General features: G+C 45.8%; 22 protein-coding genes. 3 read left to right on the forward strand and 19 right to left on the reverse strand.

Going from position 1 to position 18,875, the window contains the following annotated elements:
- The first annotated feature begins 15 nt into the window (after nucleotides 1–15).
- Complete coding sequence (gene cysC, locus ABF86_RS04790; RefSeq protein ID WP_275689280.1) at nucleotides 16–1,833, forward strand: adenylyl-sulfate kinase; 1,818 nt, start codon at nucleotides 16–18, stop codon at nucleotides 1,831–1,833.
- Between the two features lie 25 nt (nucleotides 1,834–1,858).
- Here cysC and ABF86_RS04795 read toward each other — a convergent pair whose 3' ends face one another.
- The 13 genes from ABF86_RS04795 to ABF86_RS12775 form a co-directional block, all read right to left on the reverse strand.
- Complete coding sequence (locus ABF86_RS04795) at nucleotides 1,859–2,416, reverse strand: PIN domain-containing protein (RefSeq protein WP_219997557.1); 558 nt, start codon at nucleotides 2,414–2,416, stop codon at nucleotides 1,859–1,861.
- Complete coding sequence (locus ABF86_RS04800; protein WP_074684617.1) at nucleotides 2,400–2,759, reverse strand: STAS-like domain-containing protein; 360 nt, start codon at nucleotides 2,757–2,759, stop codon at nucleotides 2,400–2,402. The genes ABF86_RS04795 and ABF86_RS04800 overlap by 17 nt, the downstream gene beginning before the upstream one ends.
- A gap of 17 nt (nucleotides 2,760–2,776) precedes the next feature.
- Nucleotides 2,777–3,649 (reverse strand): ATP-binding protein, encoded by an 873-nt coding sequence (locus tag ABF86_RS04805; RefSeq protein ID WP_011633294.1) that lies wholly within the window; start codon nucleotides 3,647–3,649, stop codon nucleotides 2,777–2,779.
- Nucleotides 3,650–3,697: 48 nt separating this feature from the next.
- On the reverse strand, nucleotides 3,698–4,255 hold the full coding sequence (locus tag ABF86_RS04810; protein ID WP_011633293.1) for an HAD family hydrolase: 558 nt from the start codon (nucleotides 4,253–4,255) through the stop codon (nucleotides 3,698–3,700).
- Nucleotides 4,256–4,258: 3 nt separating this feature from the next.
- Nucleotides 4,259–4,945: a nucleotidyltransferase family protein gene (locus tag ABF86_RS04815; protein WP_204987561.1), complete on the reverse strand. Its 687-nt coding sequence runs from the start codon at nucleotides 4,943–4,945 to the stop codon at nucleotides 4,259–4,261.
- A complete protein-coding gene (locus tag ABF86_RS04820) occupies nucleotides 4,945–5,529 on the reverse strand; it encodes a D-sedoheptulose 7-phosphate isomerase (RefSeq protein ID WP_011633291.1) in 585 nt (194 codons plus the stop codon). The genes ABF86_RS04815 and ABF86_RS04820 overlap by 1 nt, the downstream gene beginning before the upstream one ends.
- Complete coding sequence (locus ABF86_RS04825) at nucleotides 5,526–6,557, reverse strand: dehydrogenase (RefSeq protein ID WP_011633290.1); 1,032 nt, start codon at nucleotides 6,555–6,557, stop codon at nucleotides 5,526–5,528. Before ABF86_RS04825 ends, ABF86_RS04820 begins: the two co-directional genes overlap by 4 nt.
- A 48-nt stretch (nucleotides 6,558–6,605) precedes the next feature.
- Entirely contained in the window at nucleotides 6,606–7,637 is a 1,032-nt protein-coding gene (locus ABF86_RS04830) for a GDP-mannose 4,6-dehydratase (protein WP_160803476.1), read from the reverse strand.
- A 16-nt stretch (nucleotides 7,638–7,653) separates the two neighbouring features.
- Nucleotides 7,654–8,511, reverse strand: a complete 858-nt coding sequence (locus ABF86_RS04835; protein WP_160803477.1) for an NAD-dependent epimerase/dehydratase family protein — start codon at nucleotides 8,509–8,511, stop codon at nucleotides 7,654–7,656.
- A gap of 14 nt (nucleotides 8,512–8,525) precedes the next feature.
- Nucleotides 8,526–10,073 carry a glycosyltransferase family 4 protein gene (locus ABF86_RS04840; protein ID WP_160803478.1) on the reverse strand — a complete coding sequence of 516 codons (1,548 nt, stop codon included), beginning with the start codon at nucleotides 10,071–10,073 and terminating at the stop codon, nucleotides 8,526–8,528.
- 11 nt (nucleotides 10,074–10,084) lie between these two features.
- Nucleotides 10,085–11,473, reverse strand: coding sequence for a hypothetical protein (locus tag ABF86_RS04845; RefSeq protein WP_160803479.1), 1,389 nt, complete (start codon nucleotides 11,471–11,473; stop codon nucleotides 10,085–10,087).
- 63 nt (nucleotides 11,474–11,536) lie between these two features.
- Nucleotides 11,537–12,712 carry a hypothetical protein gene (locus tag ABF86_RS04850; protein ID WP_160803480.1) on the reverse strand — a complete coding sequence of 392 codons (1,176 nt, stop codon included), beginning with the start codon at nucleotides 12,710–12,712 and terminating at the stop codon, nucleotides 11,537–11,539.
- Between the two features lie 4 nt (nucleotides 12,713–12,716).
- The gene (locus ABF86_RS12775) at nucleotides 12,717–14,120 is read right to left on the reverse strand and encodes an ABC transporter ATP-binding protein (protein ID WP_345889560.1); all 1,404 of its coding nucleotides are present in this window, start codon (nucleotides 14,118–14,120) and stop codon (nucleotides 12,717–12,719) included.
- An 80-nt stretch (nucleotides 14,121–14,200) separates the two neighbouring features.
- Between ABF86_RS12775 and ABF86_RS04860 the strand changes: the two genes are divergently transcribed.
- Nucleotides 14,201–14,488 carry a type II toxin-antitoxin system RelE/ParE family toxin gene (locus tag ABF86_RS04860; protein ID WP_160803481.1) on the forward strand — a complete coding sequence of 96 codons (288 nt, stop codon included), beginning with the start codon at nucleotides 14,201–14,203 and terminating at the stop codon, nucleotides 14,486–14,488.
- Between the two features lie 9 nt (nucleotides 14,489–14,497).
- Nucleotides 14,498–14,803 (forward strand): HigA family addiction module antitoxin, encoded by a 306-nt coding sequence (locus ABF86_RS04865; RefSeq protein ID WP_160803482.1) that lies wholly within the window; start codon nucleotides 14,498–14,500, stop codon nucleotides 14,801–14,803.
- 233 nt (nucleotides 14,804–15,036) lie between these two features.
- On the opposite strand, the gene ABF86_RS04870 is transcribed toward ABF86_RS04865, so the two are convergent.
- The 6 genes from ABF86_RS04870 to ABF86_RS04900 all read right to left on the reverse strand — a co-directional run bounded on the left by ABF86_RS04870 (nucleotide 15,037) and on the right by ABF86_RS04900 (nucleotide 18,855).
- Entirely contained in the window at nucleotides 15,037–15,270 is a 234-nt protein-coding gene (locus ABF86_RS04870; protein ID WP_160803483.1) for a hypothetical protein, read from the reverse strand.
- A gap of 8 nt (nucleotides 15,271–15,278) precedes the next feature.
- A complete protein-coding gene (locus tag ABF86_RS04875; protein ID WP_074684664.1) occupies nucleotides 15,279–16,352 on the reverse strand; it encodes an Rpn family recombination-promoting nuclease/putative transposase in 1,074 nt (357 codons plus the stop codon).
- 126 nt (nucleotides 16,353–16,478) lie between these two features.
- A complete protein-coding gene (locus ABF86_RS04880) occupies nucleotides 16,479–16,826 on the reverse strand; it encodes a hypothetical protein (protein WP_204987562.1) in 348 nt (115 codons plus the stop codon).
- Nucleotides 16,827–17,272: 446 nt separating this feature from the next.
- Entirely contained in the window at nucleotides 17,273–17,737 is a 465-nt protein-coding gene (locus ABF86_RS04890) for a hypothetical protein (protein WP_204987563.1), read from the reverse strand.
- Nucleotides 17,734–18,033 carry a nucleotidyltransferase domain-containing protein gene (locus ABF86_RS04895; RefSeq protein WP_074684601.1) on the reverse strand — a complete coding sequence of 100 codons (300 nt, stop codon included), beginning with the start codon at nucleotides 18,031–18,033 and terminating at the stop codon, nucleotides 17,734–17,736. Before ABF86_RS04895 ends, ABF86_RS04890 begins: the two co-directional genes overlap by 4 nt.
- 3 nt (nucleotides 18,034–18,036) lie before the next feature.
- Complete coding sequence (locus ABF86_RS04900; RefSeq protein ID WP_011633279.1) at nucleotides 18,037–18,855, reverse strand: ABC transporter permease; 819 nt, start codon at nucleotides 18,853–18,855, stop codon at nucleotides 18,037–18,039.
- Between the last annotated feature and the right edge of the window lie 20 nt (nucleotides 18,856–18,875).

Genomic DNA, 18,875 nt, shown 5'->3' on the forward strand with positions numbered 1-18,875 from the left:
GCCTGCTAACAAATAATGCATCAGGAAGAGACTTTAACAACCAAACCGCTAATAACATCCACTCAATCTGACAGACTGCACGTTCTCATTTGCGTAGATAAAAGTAGCGGTAAGCGTGCCCTATTCGACTTCCTGTTGAGTACTCTCTCCAAAGCAGCAGACCACCAACCAGCACAAGACAACAATTTCAACTTCAAACACAAATCTGGCGCAGTCGATAGTGAAACCTGGTCCATTTTTTCAACGACAGGACGTGAATTCTCGATCACCATTGCAACAGCACCCGAGAGAAACAACCGCGAAATACATGCTGCACTCTTCAAGGCAAACGTCGCAATCATTCTGATCGATGCCGCCTGCGGAATACAAACCCAGGCCAAATGGTACGCTTATCTGGCATCGTCCTTCAAAATTCGCCATCTCATTCTCGGCGTCAACAAGATGGATCAGGTGGATTTTGATCCCCATATCTTTCACGGTATCGAACAGGACTTTCACGATCTGTGCAGTCACCTGGATTTTGCAAGCACCGCAATCATACCCACGGTGTCGCTTCAGGGGAATAACGTTCTCAATCCCTCCGTCCATACCCCCTGGTATGACGGCCTCTCACTGATTGACTATCTGACAACCATAGAAACAGCAAGAATAACTGACAACCGCTTCATATTTCTGGTGCAAGAAAACAATCCAGCGAACATCCGCTCTGATCGTTGCAACGGAATGATCGCTAATGGTCAAATTACTATAGGTGACGTGGTACGTATTGCTGCCTCCGGAGAAATCGCGCAGGTAAAAAATATTCGCACTTTAAATAGCGATGTATTTGAAGCGCGTACGAATGAAGTTATCACTCTGGCATTGGATAAAGAGGTGAAAATTTCGTGCAATGATGTTATTTCAGCCGCGCATTCACCTCTGGAAACAACGGATCAATTTACTGCCGTAGTAATCTGGACGCATGCTGAACCAGGATTAGTTAGTCGAAACTACCAGCTAATCCTGGCGAATCAGCAAGCCGATGCATCCATTACTACCATCAAATATCGCCTTGATATAAATACTGGCGCCCACGAAGCATGCCAACAGCTAAAACAAAATGATATTACGGTATGCAATCTGGCGCTGAACCATCCGGTAGCATTCGATACCTATACCACATTGCCCGTACTGGGCAATTTTGTGCTGGTGGATCAATACAGCCACGCCACGATAGCCACGGGATTGATTATGCATAATCTGCGCCGGGCACAAAATGTGCACCGGCAGGCCCTCAGCATTTGTCGTGAAGATCGTGAACGTTTAAATGGTCACAAAGGTAAGGTCATCTGGCTCACCGGATTATCCGGCTCCGGCAAATCCACCATTGCCAACGCACTTGAAAAGGAGCTGCACTCACAAGGCAAACGAACCTATATCCTGGATGGCGACAATATGCGCCACGGATTAAACAAAGACCTTGGTTTTACCAATGCCGACCGGGTAGAAAACATCCGCCGTGTTGCAGAAGTAGCAAAACTGATGATGGATGCCGGCCTGATCGTGATCACCGCTTTCATCAGTCCATTCAGAGCGGAACGCGAAATGGCCCGACAACTTATCGGGAAAGAAAACTTTGTCGAGGTTTATATCAGTACACCGCTAGAGGTATGCGAACAGCGCGACCCCAAAGGATTGTACAAAAAAGCACGGAGTGGACAGCTACCTAACATGACGGGGATTAATAGCCCTTACGAGCCACCAGAACACCCCAGCCTGATCATCAATGGTACAAACCAGAACATTTCCGCAATACTAAGGCCGCTACTTCAACTTGTCAGCAGCCTTCAATAACATGTCAGAGAAATTATGATGATCTTTACAGACCAGCTTTCAGCAACCGGGGATTTGTTGTCAGTACTTCAATACCTGCATGTTGAAAATCAGCGTCATTAGTCATCAACTTCATATTTTGCTTCTTGCAGATATCTATGAGGAGCGCATCGTTGAAATCAACCCGTCTGGATTTAAAATCTGCCAAAGCCTGATTGAAATCCAGTTGATCCGCTGGAATTGAATGGATTTGACAAGCGCCTAGAATTTTTGATGCAAATATATGAGCAGATAAAGCTATTTTCTGAAAATCAGAAGATTGCCTGAATTGCTTAAAAGTCCGGCATTGTGATTTGAAGTTTCCTTCCCACTCTATTCTGCAATAGCGGTTCAAATATTCACTCAACACCATAGGATCAAGAACAGGTTGTGCCCGGGCACTGACAAGCCTCGAAAAAGCAGCTGAATATTGATGAGCAAAAAATTGCTGAGGATTTCCAGGCGCAGGAAACAAATAAAGCCAGATGTTGGTATCCACCAGAATCTGTTCTCCGGATGAAAAGGAATAAGAAGACAGGTCATACACCTTATTGTTCATCTTCATTCGCTTCTTCCTGCCATGCTGCATCATAACCTTTCGGATTCGAATAATATTTTTTGGCATTGTCAACAACGTGCTTCAGAAGCTCCATATCGTCCCCGGAAAGACCTTCAACTCTAACCAGTGCCTTTACTTCATCCTCACTGAACGAGCCATACAGTTGGCCAATTGCAACATTGAGAAAAAGAGAAATTACCATGTCCACATGATCAAATGAAATGTTTACCGGCCTACTCTTTTTTAGAAGGGGTAATACCTTTTCAAATACCTTCTGCCCATCCTCAGCAGATATACCCAGCGGCCCTCCAATAAGATCTGCAACTCTGATACTTACCTGATCGTTCATTATGGAATCCTTTAAAATCAAAAAATATCGTTACTGCTCAGTTCAGATTTCAGGTAATAGCTGTTTGTATCCTGAGTGTTAATCTCGATGTTTACACATGTTCCAGGGAAATCATGATCAAGCTTTTTACAATTGTCACCAGTCGCAGAGAACTCGTAATAGCCAGATCGAGAAATAATTTGAAGCTTTCCTTCATTCATCCGGATAAAATCTTTGAGCAATTTCAAACCCAGGCCACCAGGTTGATTTCCTGTTTTTGTCGTATTTCCTTCAGTAAGCGCCCATTTAATAGCCGCACAGGAACTCATCTTTGTATTTCCAGTATATTGACGAATATTATCTCGTATACCCACCCCAGCATCAGCAATCGTAAAATCAAGTCGATGCTTTTGAGGAAAGAACTGTCCGCAGGTAAAAATTCCAGATATTGATCTGGAATGGATGGCAGCATTCTGGAATATCTCAAAAAGACTTTGTTGAAATCGTTTAGTAAGCACCGCTGACATAGCCGGAATCCCCTTTCCATACATGTAAGATTCAAGATATTCGAAAAACTGCTCCCCCGCTTGAAGCTTGAATACTTTAAATGGAACGGTTGTCTGATTGGTATCTATCAGAGCCGTCTTCTGAAATTTGGTCAGAAAATGATTTTTTCTGAGGATCGTATCTAAATCAGGCTTTAGATTGATGAGTGAAACATCGTTCAATTCATCCCGAAGTCTTGCTACAACGACATATAATGGCGCGGCCATATTGGCTTCAAAGAAATCGCAACTGGAGAAATCCACTTCAACAGAATCTGAAAATGCTCCGTGCGACTGTTCAGCTACACGAGCGATGCTGTTAAATCCAGCATAATCACTTCGCACAGTCCCAATATTCAGCTTCATAGCAGCAGGTTCGCAGTTTTATTTCACAAAATCTCCATAATACTGGAATCATTGCTTATCAGGTTCGAGTAAATTTTTCAAAAGAAATTGTTCCACTTCTACCAATTCCGATATGGAAATGGCTGCATGACAAGAATCTGTAGAACGAAATAAAAAACGCACAGGAATACCAGCAGCGGCGGCCGCTTCAATATCACTGATCTTGTCACCAACAAGCACGCACCGATCCAAATCCAACCCGTGCTCACGTGCTGCTTGAAAGAACATACCCGGATTAGGCTTGCGAAACTCACTCTCTTGCCGGTAATAGCCCACGCCATGCTCGGGGTGGAAGGGGCAAAAATAAACGGCATCGATGCTTGCATTTTGATCTTCAAAGCGCTGTCGCATCCATTGTGTAAGCGTATGAAACTGCGCCTCGGTATAGTAACCCCGACCAATCCCGGCCTGATTAGTGATGACAATTATCTTGTAGTCCAGATTACGTGCTGTACGAACCAGATCAAATATATCCGGCACGAATTCAAAATTCTGAGACTGATAAACATACCCGTGGTCGATATTGATCACTCCATCACGATCCAGGAATAGTGCTGCATTGGTCACGGATCAAAATCCGGCCAGTTCAGTCTGCGCGCGCAGGAAATCCTCTGGCACTCCAATATCGATGAACTTCCCTGCCGTGACGAATACATCAAATTCTCCACGCGCCACAGCCGGAGCAAGAAAATCAGACTCCAGTGAGAAAGGTTGATCGGCAGGAAAATCATCCAGTTGTTGGCGTTTGAATACATAACACCCGGCGTTGATCAGTCCGGGCCCGGCGGTATCTTTCCCGGCAAATCCCTGGACCACACCATCACTTACAAGCAAACGACCATAACGCGATGTATCCGCCACCGCCCGTCCTACAATAATCGGGTGCCGCCTGGATTGCCATTGCTGTTCCACCTGATCGATTTCCAGATCCAGAAATGTATCTCCGTTAAACACAAACACATGGTCAGAAACCACCTGTTCAAGCGACAGACGTACCCCACCGCCTGTACCAAGCGGTTGATCTTCCATCACATAAATCAAATCCATACCTGCATGAAGCGAGCCAAAATAGCTACTGACCTTCTCTGCCATGAATCCTACCGAGAGGATGATCCGCTTGAAACCTTTACGTGCCAGCACATCAAGCAGAATTTCCAGAAATGGACGACCCGTAATAGGCGCCATGGGCTTGGGTACATCGGCCACAACCTTGCGTAAGCGCGTGCCCAGCCCCCCAGCCAGAATAATGGCTTCCATCAAATGGGAGCCTTGAACAGCGTACGCTCCACCAGGCCACAGAGGATATGGCCCAGTACGGCGTGACCTTCCTGAATCTTCGGCGTATCCGCCGACGGAACGTCTAAATAATGGTCACATAAATTTTTCATCGGGCCACCCCGGTTACCCGCCATGCCGATACAAATAACTTCTTTCTGCCTGGCTATTTGCAATGCCGCCAAAACGTTGGAAGATTTGCCCGAAGTAGAGTAGGCAATGAATACATCGCCTTTTTGCGCATGCGCCTGCACCTGCCGGGCAAACAGATTTTCATAGCCATAGTCGTTACCAATGGCAGTCAAAATCGATGTATCTGTAGTCAGCGCAATTGCCGGCAGACCCGGCCGATCAAAAGCAAAACGGCTGACAAACTCTCCAGCGATATGCTGCGCATCAGCAGCACTGCCACCATTACCTGCCAGCAGGATTTTATTACCTGCTTGCATACAGCCGATACAAGCTTGGGCTGCTGCTTCAACACGGGACAGTAACCCCTCATCCGCCAGCATAGCTGATACGATCTGCTGGGTTTCCTGAATCTGGGAATAAATGTAGCTTCTCATTTAACCTTCCAGGCTTGTGTACCATTTTTGGTGAAATGGCAGTTGCTTACCTGCCCGCCGAAATTATTCAGAGTGCGAATCACATCCATCCGTTTTTCTGTAGGTACAAAAAACAACATAAAACCGCCACCACCCGCTCCTGAAATCTTACCTGCCAGCGCACCGGCCTGAATCGCTGCGTCATAAATTGCATCAATATGAGGACTGGAAACCGTTCTGGCTGAACGTTTCTTACTTTCCCAACCCATACGCATTGATTCAATGAGACCACCAAAGTCACCACGCAACAGGCATTCTTTCATTAATAAAGCTTCGCGTTTAATGCCATGCATGGCTTCCAGAGCACCGGTGACACCTGAATTAACATTGTTACTTTGGTCTGCAATAATCTTCGCTGATTCCCGCGAAATACCAGTGAAATACAATACCAGCGAAGCTTCCAGTTCGCAGATAATCCAATTTTTGATGCGTAACGGATTCACAATGGCACGATCATCCGCATAAAATTCCATGAAGTTGAAACCACCAAATGTTGCTGAATATTGATCTTGCCTGCCGCCCAGCAGACCGCACTCAATACGCTCTATCTGAAAGGCAATGCGAGCCACATCATAATCACCGAAGGGTAAATTCAGCAGCTCAACAAAGGCCCGTATCATCGCAACGACCAAAGTTGAAGAAGAGCCCAGACCTGACCCAGGTGGTGCATCACAAAATGTACTCAGTTCAAGGGAAATTGGTATCCCATTATTGTAATTCAGGATGAAGTAATTATAGACTGCCTTATGCAGATCCAGTTTTCCGTTCAAAGGCAGTGGAAATATAAAACCTCTGCAAATTTCCATCTGCTGATCCGTTGCAATCAGACGAACAATATTTTCATCCAATCTTTTGATTACAGCATAGGCATAGCGATCGATCGTGGCATTAAGGACATAGCCGCCATGAACATCACAGTACGGCGACACATCACTACCGCCACCCGCCAGCCCGAGGCGCAGTGGTGCCCGACTTCTGATTATTGTCATTACCTGGATTATTCTGTGAGGAGCAAAATAAAAAGCGTACTAAAGTGCTTACCGATTCAAGGGAATTTTTCCTTTTGAAATTTCTTCCCGCCAGTGATTCAGCAAATCTGCAAACATCTGACGAGCCGGGATCTCCGGCTTCCAGTTGATTGTTGATCGAATTTTCGTGTTATCGAACATCTGATAATCAGCATCAATGGGACGAAACCGCTCCTGATCTGTGATAACCCGGATATCGCGCCGCGTACTCATCCCAAGCAAAATTTCAATCACTTCCGGGAGTTTGAAAGCTTCCTCTCCAGCAATATTGAAATATTCCCCACAAGGAATCTTGCCTTGCTCACTTGCCTCCAGCAGCAGAAAGTAGGCTCTTACCGCATCACGCGCATCCTGAAAGGTTCGTGTACTCGATAAATTACCAACACGAATAACCGGCTCCTGGTACTCGGCTTCAATTAGAGCAATCTGCTTGGCAACGGTACTCTCAAAAAAAACATCGCTACGCCTGGGGCCGGAATGCGTACCCATGCGAGTAACAAACGTACGAATCCTATAAGCCTCTCCGTAAAATTGCCCAAGATAATCTGTACCAATTTTACTGATACTGTACGGACTGGCACCATGGAATTGAGTCTCTTCCGATAACGCAATTCCTGGCTTCGCCCGACCATACACTTCACTTGAGGAACAAATATGCACCACAGGATCATAACCATCAACTTCTTTCAGTTGCCGAATATTCTCGAGCAGATTGGCTGTACCAATAATGTTTGTCTGCAATGTTTCAATAGGGATATTGAATGAAGTCTTCGGGTATGATTGCGCAGCCAGATGTGAAATGTATTCAGGCTGGATTTCTCTGATCATCCTGGCAATCGCGGAATAATCATTGAGATCTGCATAAAACAAGCTGATCCGGTCTTTTCGGTTGATCCGATCAGTCAAATGGTAAAGGTTATCCATAGGCTCTTGCCAGCGCATCAGACCAATTACGTCATAGGGTGTGTTCTCCAATATGTAATCGGCAAGCTGCGAGCCAACCTGCCCGGTAATGCCGGTAATCAGTATTTTCTTGGTCATAAAACTCTTTTGTTAGTTACTTTGATGGCAATGCAAACTCTAATTGAGCTGCCTCACAGAGGTTGTGCGGCGGCCGTCCGAGTAGTCTGGCAAAGATTGGTGATGTCATCGCGATAATGCGGGGTCGGTTTTTAAAAAAATCTGCATCGGGCTCAATTATCTTGAACCGCAAATCATGGAAATGAATCTCGCGAAGGCATTCCGCAAAATCCACCCGAGAAAGAATCTGTGGGCCACCAAAGTTGATAATTTGTTCAGGAGAATCATCCCAATGTTCGGCTAGTGTCAATGCCCCAGCCACCACATCATCACGATGAACAATGGCGCGGGAGAAAGGATGAAACAGATCAGCCTGCTCGTTTCGCTGGGCGCATCCGGCAAGGTAACGGGTAAACTTATCTTCACGTGAAAACACATAAGATAGGCGAATCGCTTTAAACAAAGTGTTTCCAGCAAAGCGTTGTTCGACTTCGTGCTTCATTACCGCATATTCCCCAACCGGGTTGCATGCAGCGCGCTCATCAAACTCATCCTCGCGTTCACCATAGACGGCATCGCTTGAAAAGAAGATCACACGGGCACCGCGATCAATCGCGCCAGAGATAAATGCAGAAGTGCCTGTAACATTGACAGTCCATGCTCGTTTATACTCACTCGCGCAGATATCTGGAGCTGAGATCGCGGCGGCCAGTAAAATTGTATCGCCAGGAGAAACGAAAGACCAATCAAAACTGGATGAATACCCCAGATCGAGTTGGAATGTTTTATTCTTTCCGGTTGTTGATGTCCCAATAGCCAGAGCATAGATTTTGGCTTTATTAAATATGTATTGGCCAATGTAGCCAGTTGCACCAACAACGATTATACGTTTCATTTTGTAATTCAAGATCAGATCAGTCCAAGCTTGCGAAGTCGTTGCTTATAAATTTTACCGCAACGACTCGGACTAAAATTGTTCGCTATGAATTGCTGTGCTTCCTTGCCAAGATCAGAAGACAATGTCGTATCGTTTGCAAGTCTTCTCATGTGCCATGCGGCATGTTCAATATCGGGGTCAGCCCATACCTGATCAGACCAATGAACGTATTGTCCCTCTTGCACTGGAACCAATGAATAATCAACAAGGCAGGAGTTAGTCTCCTGAGCATAGTCTGTACTACCTGAATAGTTGGTAACAATCGTTGGCTTACCCAAAAGCATCGCTTCCATCGGTCCACGGCCCAACCCTTCTGCCCGATGCAGTGAAACATAGCAATCGCATGCCAATTTCAAGCTTAACAACTCTTCTGTCTGCATCACTTTGTTGATGATCACGATACGCTTGTCACATGCTGCAATCTCCATGAGTTCTTTCCATCCCTCATCACTGGTATTGGCGTTCATCACTTTGATAACCAATCCAGCGTTTTCATTCTTATTTGGAAAGGCCAAGATAAAAGCACGCACTACCGCCCATGGATTTTTTCGATGGATATAAGAGAAAAAATCAAAAGTCATAAGAAAAACATATTTATCACGAGGGATACCAAAGCGATCTCGGCCAATGTTTTCTACCGAAGGCAGCTGAACACCAACCGGCATATAAATCGCTTCCTTGTCCAAGGCGTTGGATAGAGCCTCCTGGATAAATTCTGTAGGTGCCCAAACTTCATCCATCATTTTTAAAAAAGGTGTCCATTCCTTTGGAAATAATGCAAGTTCCCAAAATGGATAGGAAATATTGAAACGATCAGTAAAAAAATCTTCGCCAAGTGTTGTATAAACTCTCAACATCTGGTCGGCATTGATATGAAATATGTTGGCCTTATATCGATTGGTAGTTTCTAAAGTACCGTGTCTGAGCTCAGCTTTCTGTCGAGAGGAAACGCCAACATCAAAATTGATGACACCAAAATTAATATCGGTTGTTGCCATAGAAGCGGCCGACATGCGAACATGCTCCCCCATCCCAAGTTCAGAAAATGCATACCCAATCAAATTGGTACCAGGCTCTCCCTCCCTTGAATGAGTAGCAACAGCAACCGCTGGTTTTTTTATGGCATTAACATTTACCTCATAGCTATTTTTCAACCCCCAAGTGAGAAGATGAATCCATGCAACCTTTCCTTTCTCCCTGAACGAGCTAGGCAAAATCGAAGCCAGCTTCACCAGAACATCTTGCATCCGGATCATGATGGTATAGGGAAAGTTTATTTTTATTGGTTCCCTCTCCTCACTACCAGTTTGTTCTTTTCTGCTTGGCGAAAGTCCATATTCACGAAATGCAGAATTCATATACCACTGACAAAATGCGCGCTGACCATCAACCGAACTCAGGTCGAACGCAAGCTGTAGATCTTTCCTGCTGCACCAAATTAAATACATCAGCTGCGTAATTGAATCTTCTACCAGCAATTGTGGAATCTCAGCTGAAGAATGCAAAACCTCAAGCCCCATAATTTTGCTCGTTATAAATTTTGGAAAAGTGTCAGCTCAAATTTGCGCCATACATACTTTAATTTATTGCGCGCGACCTCAGGAAGGTACTCTCCAAACTGCACCGCTTGCTTCCTGAGTAGATGCATCAGCGACAAGATTATTCTGATAATTCTTTTTTTAAGCCCGGGCGGCTCTTCCTTTTCACATGATAAGAGTTGCCTCATTACCTGCTGAGGCAAACCGTAATCTCGCACTGCCGAGATTTCAAACCAATGAGCAAAACCACGTCTTCCTTCTTGAGTGGCAAGACTAAACGCCGCCCGCAAATCAGGGCGGATTTGATAGATATACATCATGAGTTCAGTGATAATAGTTTCATCACCATATGCATTGATAGATGAAGGCTGGTTGCAAAGATTTATTAAATAACTTGAAATATTATTTTCTTCATAAAAAACCGTTTCCGGATGCTTTTCCCGGTAAAACTGCCGCATCACCGTGGCTATTTTAAGAGAAGGTTTTATTACAGAGTACGCATAATCCCAGTTTTTACAGGCTTTCCACCCTGCCAGATGGAGATTATCCAAGTATGCCTTGAAAAGTGGTTGTAGTAACTCAATGTCATTCCAGTTGAAACGATTCTGGTGTTTTGAAACCAGTTCTCTATTGTCAGCGCTAACCCCGCTAAAATGAAAAAAAACTAGAGGCTGGCTGTCCACCAACCATTTTCCCTCTGCAGTATGCTCGACTTTGCGCTGCATCAAATTCCAGTATGCGATGTTGTAGCCTGGATCCTTGAATACGTGGAGATTGTTGAGAAAACACGGTGCCAGGTCACACCAGCGTTGATCTGTAAACAAATTACGAGAAAAATCTGAAGCACACTGCGTTTTCAGACGCCGTCCCCACCAGCGTATAAATTGTCTGGCTTCCTCACAGCGCCTTACCGCGATAAAACCAAGATTGAAAACACCAGCCTGCAACATAGTGTGGTCATTGGGATTGGATCCATCTTCCACTGGTCGAGTAATGTGAGGTATCAAGACAACAGACGCCCCTCTTTCAATTACCGCCTCAAGCCGATCAAATTTGGAGAAAACCTGAATATCTGGATCCAGATAGATGACGACATCCAGATCAGTATTGTTGAACAACCATTCAATCATGAAAGGTTTAACTGCCGTGTTAAATTCCATAATGTCATAACGGATTGTCATATCCTGAAATGAATCAATTCCGATCTGATCTGCCTGAATGACTTCAAAAACCTCTTTCGAAGGCTCAAACTCACCTGACACCTCATCAGCAAGACACAAATAGCGCCGGTATTCTGGCAGATGCTCTTTAACCGATGCCATCAATGTTCTAGCGTAAGCGAGATAATTCTTTGAAGCTATAGTAAAAACACCAATTTTCATAAAAATACTTACACCACACAATTTTTTAATTATTCAACTAAATATCTAGTGTTAGCCTATTTTTTAGACTTTACGGTTTTTATTTCTTAAAAGTCGACTTATTGCTCTAAATAAAGATGTAATTTTCCAAGATGTACTTTGGAAAATTGACTGGATAGTTGCATTACGATCTGCCACAATTAAATTCAAACTCTTGATCTGGCCATTGCACTCAGTTATGGCTCGATTGAGATCAGTGATCTGACTGTCACGCTCAGTTATGGCTCGATTGAGATCAGTGATCTGACTGTCACGCTCAGTTATGGCTCGATTGAGATCAGTGATCTGACTGTCACGCTCAGTTACATCTCTGCTCATATTCATCTTCTGTGACAGCAGTTTATCAGCCAGAACAAGAGCGGATTTTAGGCGCGCAAATTCAGCAACCCAACAGGAAATCTTGGCAGACAGTTTATTGTCATTAATTGGTACCGAATCGGATACTGCGCCTGTCAGAGAACTATAAACTTCTTGAACAATAGCAGGGCAAGCGATATCTGACAGCAAATCACCATAATCATACTTTGTATGCCGTAGAGATTCATCCAGGAATTTTGTTTTGTAATCCTGCAACTCCACACTATCTATTTCCAGATTAAGAGCCTTTGCTACACGCATCAACTCTGTATCTGGCGATTGCATCATACGATCATAATCCACCAGCACTCGCGACTTCCCAACACCCCCGGCCAGGCTCTCCAACGTATGGCCCAACCACAATAGATAGCTATGCTCTTCGACAAAACCATCTCGCTTTGCCAACGACCTGACTACACTTAGCGGATGGCGTATAGCCAACACATACTTCACATTAAGCTGACAATGGTCAAATACCTCCTTCCAAAATGGCAATAATTTGGCTACTCTAGGATCTTTAAAACCAAAAATCGGTACATTACAAATCTTCTCCTGAAGTAGCTCTACCGCACGAATAAAATAGCCGTCTTTGTGCAATTTATTGACATCATTAGCATTAATCGGCGTCAAGTAGAACCAGTCACTACCAATAGCCTGAAGCATTTCAATATTGAGCGAGTTCAGATCAATATCTTCCCAAAATCCTCTGGCATTGATATTTTCGATAGCTGGCATCAATCGATCACCAAGTGACACCCCAAGAACCTGAAGACCGCGAGCAATCACACTGGTTCCACTGCGATGCATGCCCAATACAACGATCAAGTCTTTTTCATTTGCCATTGTTTTAAATCGCTTTTTCTGTCTGTTTTAGCTCGACTTCTGGATAGCATTCAAAATCAATAATGCCGGTCGCAAAACCGTTGGAATCCGACAGAATTCTGAACATCTCAATATCAATCAGACGATGGAAGTATCCTTCACTGCCATCGACGTCGCCTACGACACCGGCATTCAAAAAATATACCCCCGAATGCAATACACACTTAAATCGAAATTCAACCTGATAAGAAGAACCCGCTTCAACATAGGGAAGACTATTCTGCCGGGATCGCGCTGAAGCGCCCCCCCCCAATTCGACCCCGGAAACAGTTTTGATCAGCATGCCAAAACGTACGTTGCTACCGCTCTTAGTGAAACGCACGGTATAAGAATAGCGATACGTTCTGCCGCGCACCAAATTATTAACACGCTGCCCGGCCAACGTAAGTATGGTTGGCGAGATGATATGCGCGCCATGCGATTCATATTCAATCGTGCTGCTGGGTTTGAGATTTGGATCAAAACTTTCTTCGGGTTCCGGCTCACGAACAGATTCCGGTTCATTTTGTTTCGTTACTGTCCCAGCAGCAATCGCGTGGATTCCCGTATGCTCATCCATATACTGAATTTGCTCACGAACTGTATCTTGCATATCAGCAGGAGCGTAAAGCAACTTTTGATAGCGACCAACGATTTGTTTAGGTGCGCCAACTGCCAGCTTTTCTCCGGCGTCCATCAGCACGGCGCGGTCACATAATTCTACGATTTGAGTCCCTGAATGCGAAACAAACAGAATCGTCGCACCGCTTGCACGTATTGATTCAATCCTCGAAAAACATTTGCGCTGGAATAATTCATCTCCAACTGAAAGTGCCTCATCAACGATAAGAATTTCCGGATCAACATTAATGGCCACGGCAAAGCTAAGCCGCACCATCATGCCACTGGAGTAAGTTTTGACCGGTTGTTCAATGAACTCACCAATATCGGCAAATGCGACAATATCATCAAAGCGCGCATCCGTTTCTTCCTGACTCAAACCCAGAACGGATGCGTTCATGTAGACGTTTTCACGCCCGGTAAATTCCGGATTAAAGCCGGAACCCAGCTCCAGTAGCGCTGCAATGCGACCATGGGTTGTAATGCTGCCAGAAGTCGGGCTGAGTGTGCCGCAGATCATTTGCAACAAGGTGGATTTACCGCTGCCGTTGCGGCCGATGATGCCGATAGTCTCGCCTTTCTTCACCTCAAACGATATGTCCTTAAGCGCCCAAAACTCACGAAAATACTGCTTCGGCTGTCTACCAATAACGCGCTGCACGCGAGGCAGGATGAATTGTTTGAGCCGGTCGCGTGGGGTATCGTAGATTTGATAACACTTGCTGAGGTTTTCCACGCGAATGGCGATGTCGTTCTGTTCTTTGTTCACGCTGCCTCCGCTGACTGCCCATAGCAGGGTAGATAGCCTAAAATTTTTCTCGCTTTACGTGTTACGTTTGACGTAATATCATGGGCTGCATGATCCAGTCTTTTCGATGTAAGAGTACGCAAGCAGTGTTTGAGGGTGAATATCCTCAGCGTTTTAGTACTATCCAAGCTGCAGCTGAACGTAAGCTGGCACAATTGGAGGCAGCACAAACACTTGATTTTTTGCGTTCTCCACCAGGAAATCGGCTGGAAAAACTGGCTGGCGACCGGGAAGGTCAATGGAGCATTCGTATCAACGCACAATGGCGTATATGCTTCAGTTGGACCGATCTCGGGCCGGCTGATGTCGAGATTGTTGATTATCATTGAGAAATAACCATGGCCAGACCTGTAAACTGCATGCGCGCCGTCCATCCCGGTGAAGTACTGCGTGAAGATTTTTTGATTCCAGCTGGAATAAGTGTCAACGCGCTGGCGATTGCCTTGAGTGTGCCAGCCACCCGCATTCATGAAATCGTCAAGGAGCGGCGTGCCGTTACTGCTGATACTGCTGAACGGCTGGCGCATTATTTCGGGGGTGATGCCGCTTCCTGGCTTGCTTTGCAGGCCAGTTACGATCTGAAAACACTGCCCACGCGCGATGAAATTGAACGCCGCGTGCAAAGACGTGAAGAGCACGTGTAACTTGAGCTGGTACTGGCAGCGGCCAATTACCCTTGTACTGTTCGGGATAGGTTTCATGTTATCCCTTGTGTTTCTATTGCTTGCTGCAAACAGATTCTCTCTTGATTTTTCTTTTGAAGATTGCTTGTCAATCCGGATTGGCATTACGTTTTGATGGGAGTAAAAGCTGTATTTTACTGGATTGTTTCAACCTGTTGGGTTTTGCAAAGACGGCAAAAGAGGGAGTGGCTGGATTACTTCTTTTGCCACGCTACTCTCGCAGCTAAAGGCCTGTCGGGATCCATAAAGACAGTATTTTCTCGTATGCTGCCTGAATAATCCCGTCTTCGCGAGGCGGTGCAACCAGTGCGGAGATCCAGCATGGTTGTGGTCGGGGTTAAGGGTACGTCACGTATTCTGCTGATGTCGCTGCTGGATTGCTTCGGCGTACCGCCTCGCAAAAACAGGGTGGAAGGATACGCAAACATAGAAACCATTACGCTTCAAAAACTTCTTCGATGGTCTGTGCTGTCAGTATCTGTTTTCCCCAGCGCTGCAAAGTATGTGTATCTGCCGCCTCAATTCGCTTGCGTACTGCTTCACTGATTGAACCAGAACCAAAGCGCTGCTCCAGCAAATACTGTAGAAACTCAGCCTCACCCTCCAGTCGTCCTTTTTTCAGGCCTTCTTGTAGACCTTTTTGCAAACCTTCTTGCAAACCTTTTTGCAAACCTTTTTGCAAACCTTTTTGCAAACCTTCTTGAAGTCCCTCTGCAATTCCCTGTTGTTTCCAGTCTTTGGTCCATTCCTTGACACGTTCTGAAAGCATGCTGTGTACCTCCTGTAAATCCTGAACTTCGTCAAATTTGATTCCCGGCATTCTGTTGCGCAGATATACCCGTTGTATCCATATAGAAAATGCACGTCGCAAGTTACTTTGCTCGGGCGATTGCAGCCAGGTAATCAACGCCTGCAATACTTGTTGGACATCTTCCGGAGTGTGGCTGTTCTCCAGCCGGAACAAAGCTGCCGCGAGGTTGTGCAGGCTGGTCAGTTCATGTTCGCTGTAGTTACCTTCGTCTAACAGTAAATAATGCAACTGCGGCCGATAGCGTTCCAGCCCGCCCGGTACTGGCATAATCAGATTGGCAATATTCACCGGCGCTTGCCAACGTGGTTCTCCATTGTACAGCACCACTGGCAGTATCGGCGGTAGCCGCTTATCTGTGCCAATCGATTCGCTGCGGATCAGATCCTGATATAACAGACCAACATAAGTCATAATCCGCACTGCCATGAACCAGTCCACGGTAGACTGAAATTCAAGCAGCAAGTAGATATACAGCCAGTCGCTTTCCGTTTCTCCTGCCTGATCTTTTCTCCAGCGAATACGCCAAATGACATCATCGTGCCGCTCTCTCAGGTCATCACTGACATAGCTGCCGTTGATTTTCTCCAGCGTGGAGAAATCCAGGTGTTTTATCCAATCTTCCCGAACAAAACCGCGCAGCAAATCCGCCACCATTTCAGGGTGGGAGAACAATAGTTTGTAGCCATGATCGTGATTCATCAGCAAAGTGTAATAGAACAAAAGAAATAAAGCAGTTCTGTATTGCTTCCCGCCATACTACGTTCGAGGTTGCGACTAAAGCCTTACAGTTTCGCAAAGACAACTGGCCGGATCATCGCGAGCAGTCTATATTTCACCAACAACAAACCCATGGTTGAGAGCAGCGTCACCATCGCAACGAAACGGGAGCTCCCCGAGTGCGGGCTGCAGACAGTGCGCGGGATGGCTTTGTGCGCGGTACGGCAGTAACTTGCCATCCGCCGGCTGATTCCCGGCGCCTCGGCAGTGATCAGCGATCAGGTTATTCCGGTGCATCCAGTCACCAAACGTTTCATGGCTGGTTTCGCCCGCCTGTTCCTTGGCCCAGGCATAAATGTTGCTCTGACCAAACTCGGTATCGAACCACTCGACACCCCTGCATTCAGCAATGTGTACGTGTGCAAACGCCTCGGGATCCAGGATAGGGCGAGCCATGATGGTACGGTGTAATTTGCAGGTCTTGCCCAAATTGGTAATGCTAATGTGCCCATTTTAGCTATCAGCTGAAGCTGCCCTTCAGCTTTTACCACCTCCACTTTTTTTGACAGTGTGCTGGAATTTCAGGACAGCGAAATTCAGCTCAATAGTGGTTTCTGCGTCTCGTGTTTGCAGGTCACCATCCAAGATTTCAGCAATCAGCTCGCCACTCCGCTGCATAAGTGTCTTTTGCTTTGGCTTGTCTTCTGAGTTGGCGAGTTCCTTAGCATTGCGAGAAAGCTCACGCAACTTACTAAAGGTTTCGATAATGTTGAGCGTGGCCTGCGTTGCGTCCTGACTTTTTAGAATAGTGAATTGTATTTTTTCACCAATGATCGCTTATTTTACAGAGATGGGCAGATTCAGTGCTGCAGGTAAGGTTTCTGCTTTATATCCCAATCGTGTTATTGCATCCTGACTATTCGGTTGAAGGTTTCCAGCAAGATCAGGCTATATTCTTTGGTTAGAGTCAGGTTTTCGACAAATTTTGCAGGATCAATCATATATTCATGTACTAATCGGTTATGAAGATAACGCATTTCAAGCCAGGTTTCTGTGCTGGCTAATACGCCAAGTCGCTCCGCGCGGTTCAGTGTCTCTATTTGGCTGCCTGGCTCTTCAGCAAGTACCAGCAACCAGCGTGGGAGCAGTTTTCCGGCTATCGTGTCTTGCATTCTGCCAAATCTGGACACAAAGGCTTCCAGTTGTTCGGCACGAGCGAAGTTGTGTTCCAGATCCTTTACCCATTTGACATCAATTGACTGCCCGAACAAACTGTGCCAGCTATAGGTAAGATGTTTGCCTTCTTTCGCAACTATTTCCAGTGTTTGTAAAAAACGTTGTTGTGCAAGATCCAGGGATGGTTTCATAAACGTATCCCGGTACGCAGCGCCTGATCATGTATTGCCTGTCGACGAGTTGATGGATCCAGCACCAGTATATCAATGGGTTGATCACCGATCAGTAATTGCAGTCTGGCGACAAGCTGCAGGGTTTTACGCTCAACCTCCTGTGTGATGGAGGGTAGTTCAACCAGCAAATCAATATCACCGCCCCGGGCATTATCATCCAGTCTGGAACCGAATACTTTGACATGGGCATCGGTGCCAAAGATATCCTGAACGCTGTTACGAATGGTTTGCTGTGTTTGCGGCGAAAGTCTCATTTATCAAAGAACATCCGCAAATCCTTTTCTGGTTTTCTGAAACCAGGCAAAGCCCAGCCAGGCGATGAAGCCAGTGGCCAGCCAGTAGAGTCCTAACATGGCGAACTCAGGTATTTTTCCCCAGTACAGTACATCCCGAACCATTTCGACGACCGGAGTAAGCGGGTTCAAGTACAGCCAGTGTCGATAGTTTTCTGGCAAGGCAGTTGCCGGGTAAAAAATAGGGCTCAGGAACATCAATACCGTGGTGAGGACACCGATAAATTGAGATACATCCCGCAAAAACACTCCCAGTGAAGCCAGGGCCCAGCTTAGGCCCATGATGAATAAACAAAATGGCAAAATGACTAGCGGAAGAAATAATAAGGTAGCGTGCGGCACGCCAAACAGGACCAGGTAGGCCACAAGCCAGACAATCAGGCTGATCACTGCGTGGTAAAGGGCGGAAAGTAGCGCAACGAAGGGCAGAATTTCCAACGGGAAGACCACTTTTTTGACATAGTTAACGTTGGAGAGTATCAGCCCGGGGGCGCGATTGATGCACTCGGCAAACAGGTTAAATACAATCAAACCGGCAAACAGCACCAGGGCAAATTCGGTTTTGGAATCACTGCCGGTATTCCAGCGCGCCTTGAACACCACGCTGAATACAAAAGTGTACACAGCCAGCATAAAAATTGGATTGAAAAAGGACCACAGCAATCCTAAAGCAGAGCCACGGTAGCGCCCCAGCACTTCCCGTTTGGCAGAGGCATGAACCAGGCTGCGATTTCGCCAGAGACTGACGAACATTTCTATTGGTGTTGCTGAAAATTCGCGCATCGGTTAAGTATTTTTGTTTA

Source organism: Nitrosomonas sp. GH22, assembly GCF_009833115.1.
GTDB lineage: Bacteria > Pseudomonadota > Gammaproteobacteria > Burkholderiales > Nitrosomonadaceae > Nitrosomonas > Nitrosomonas eutropha.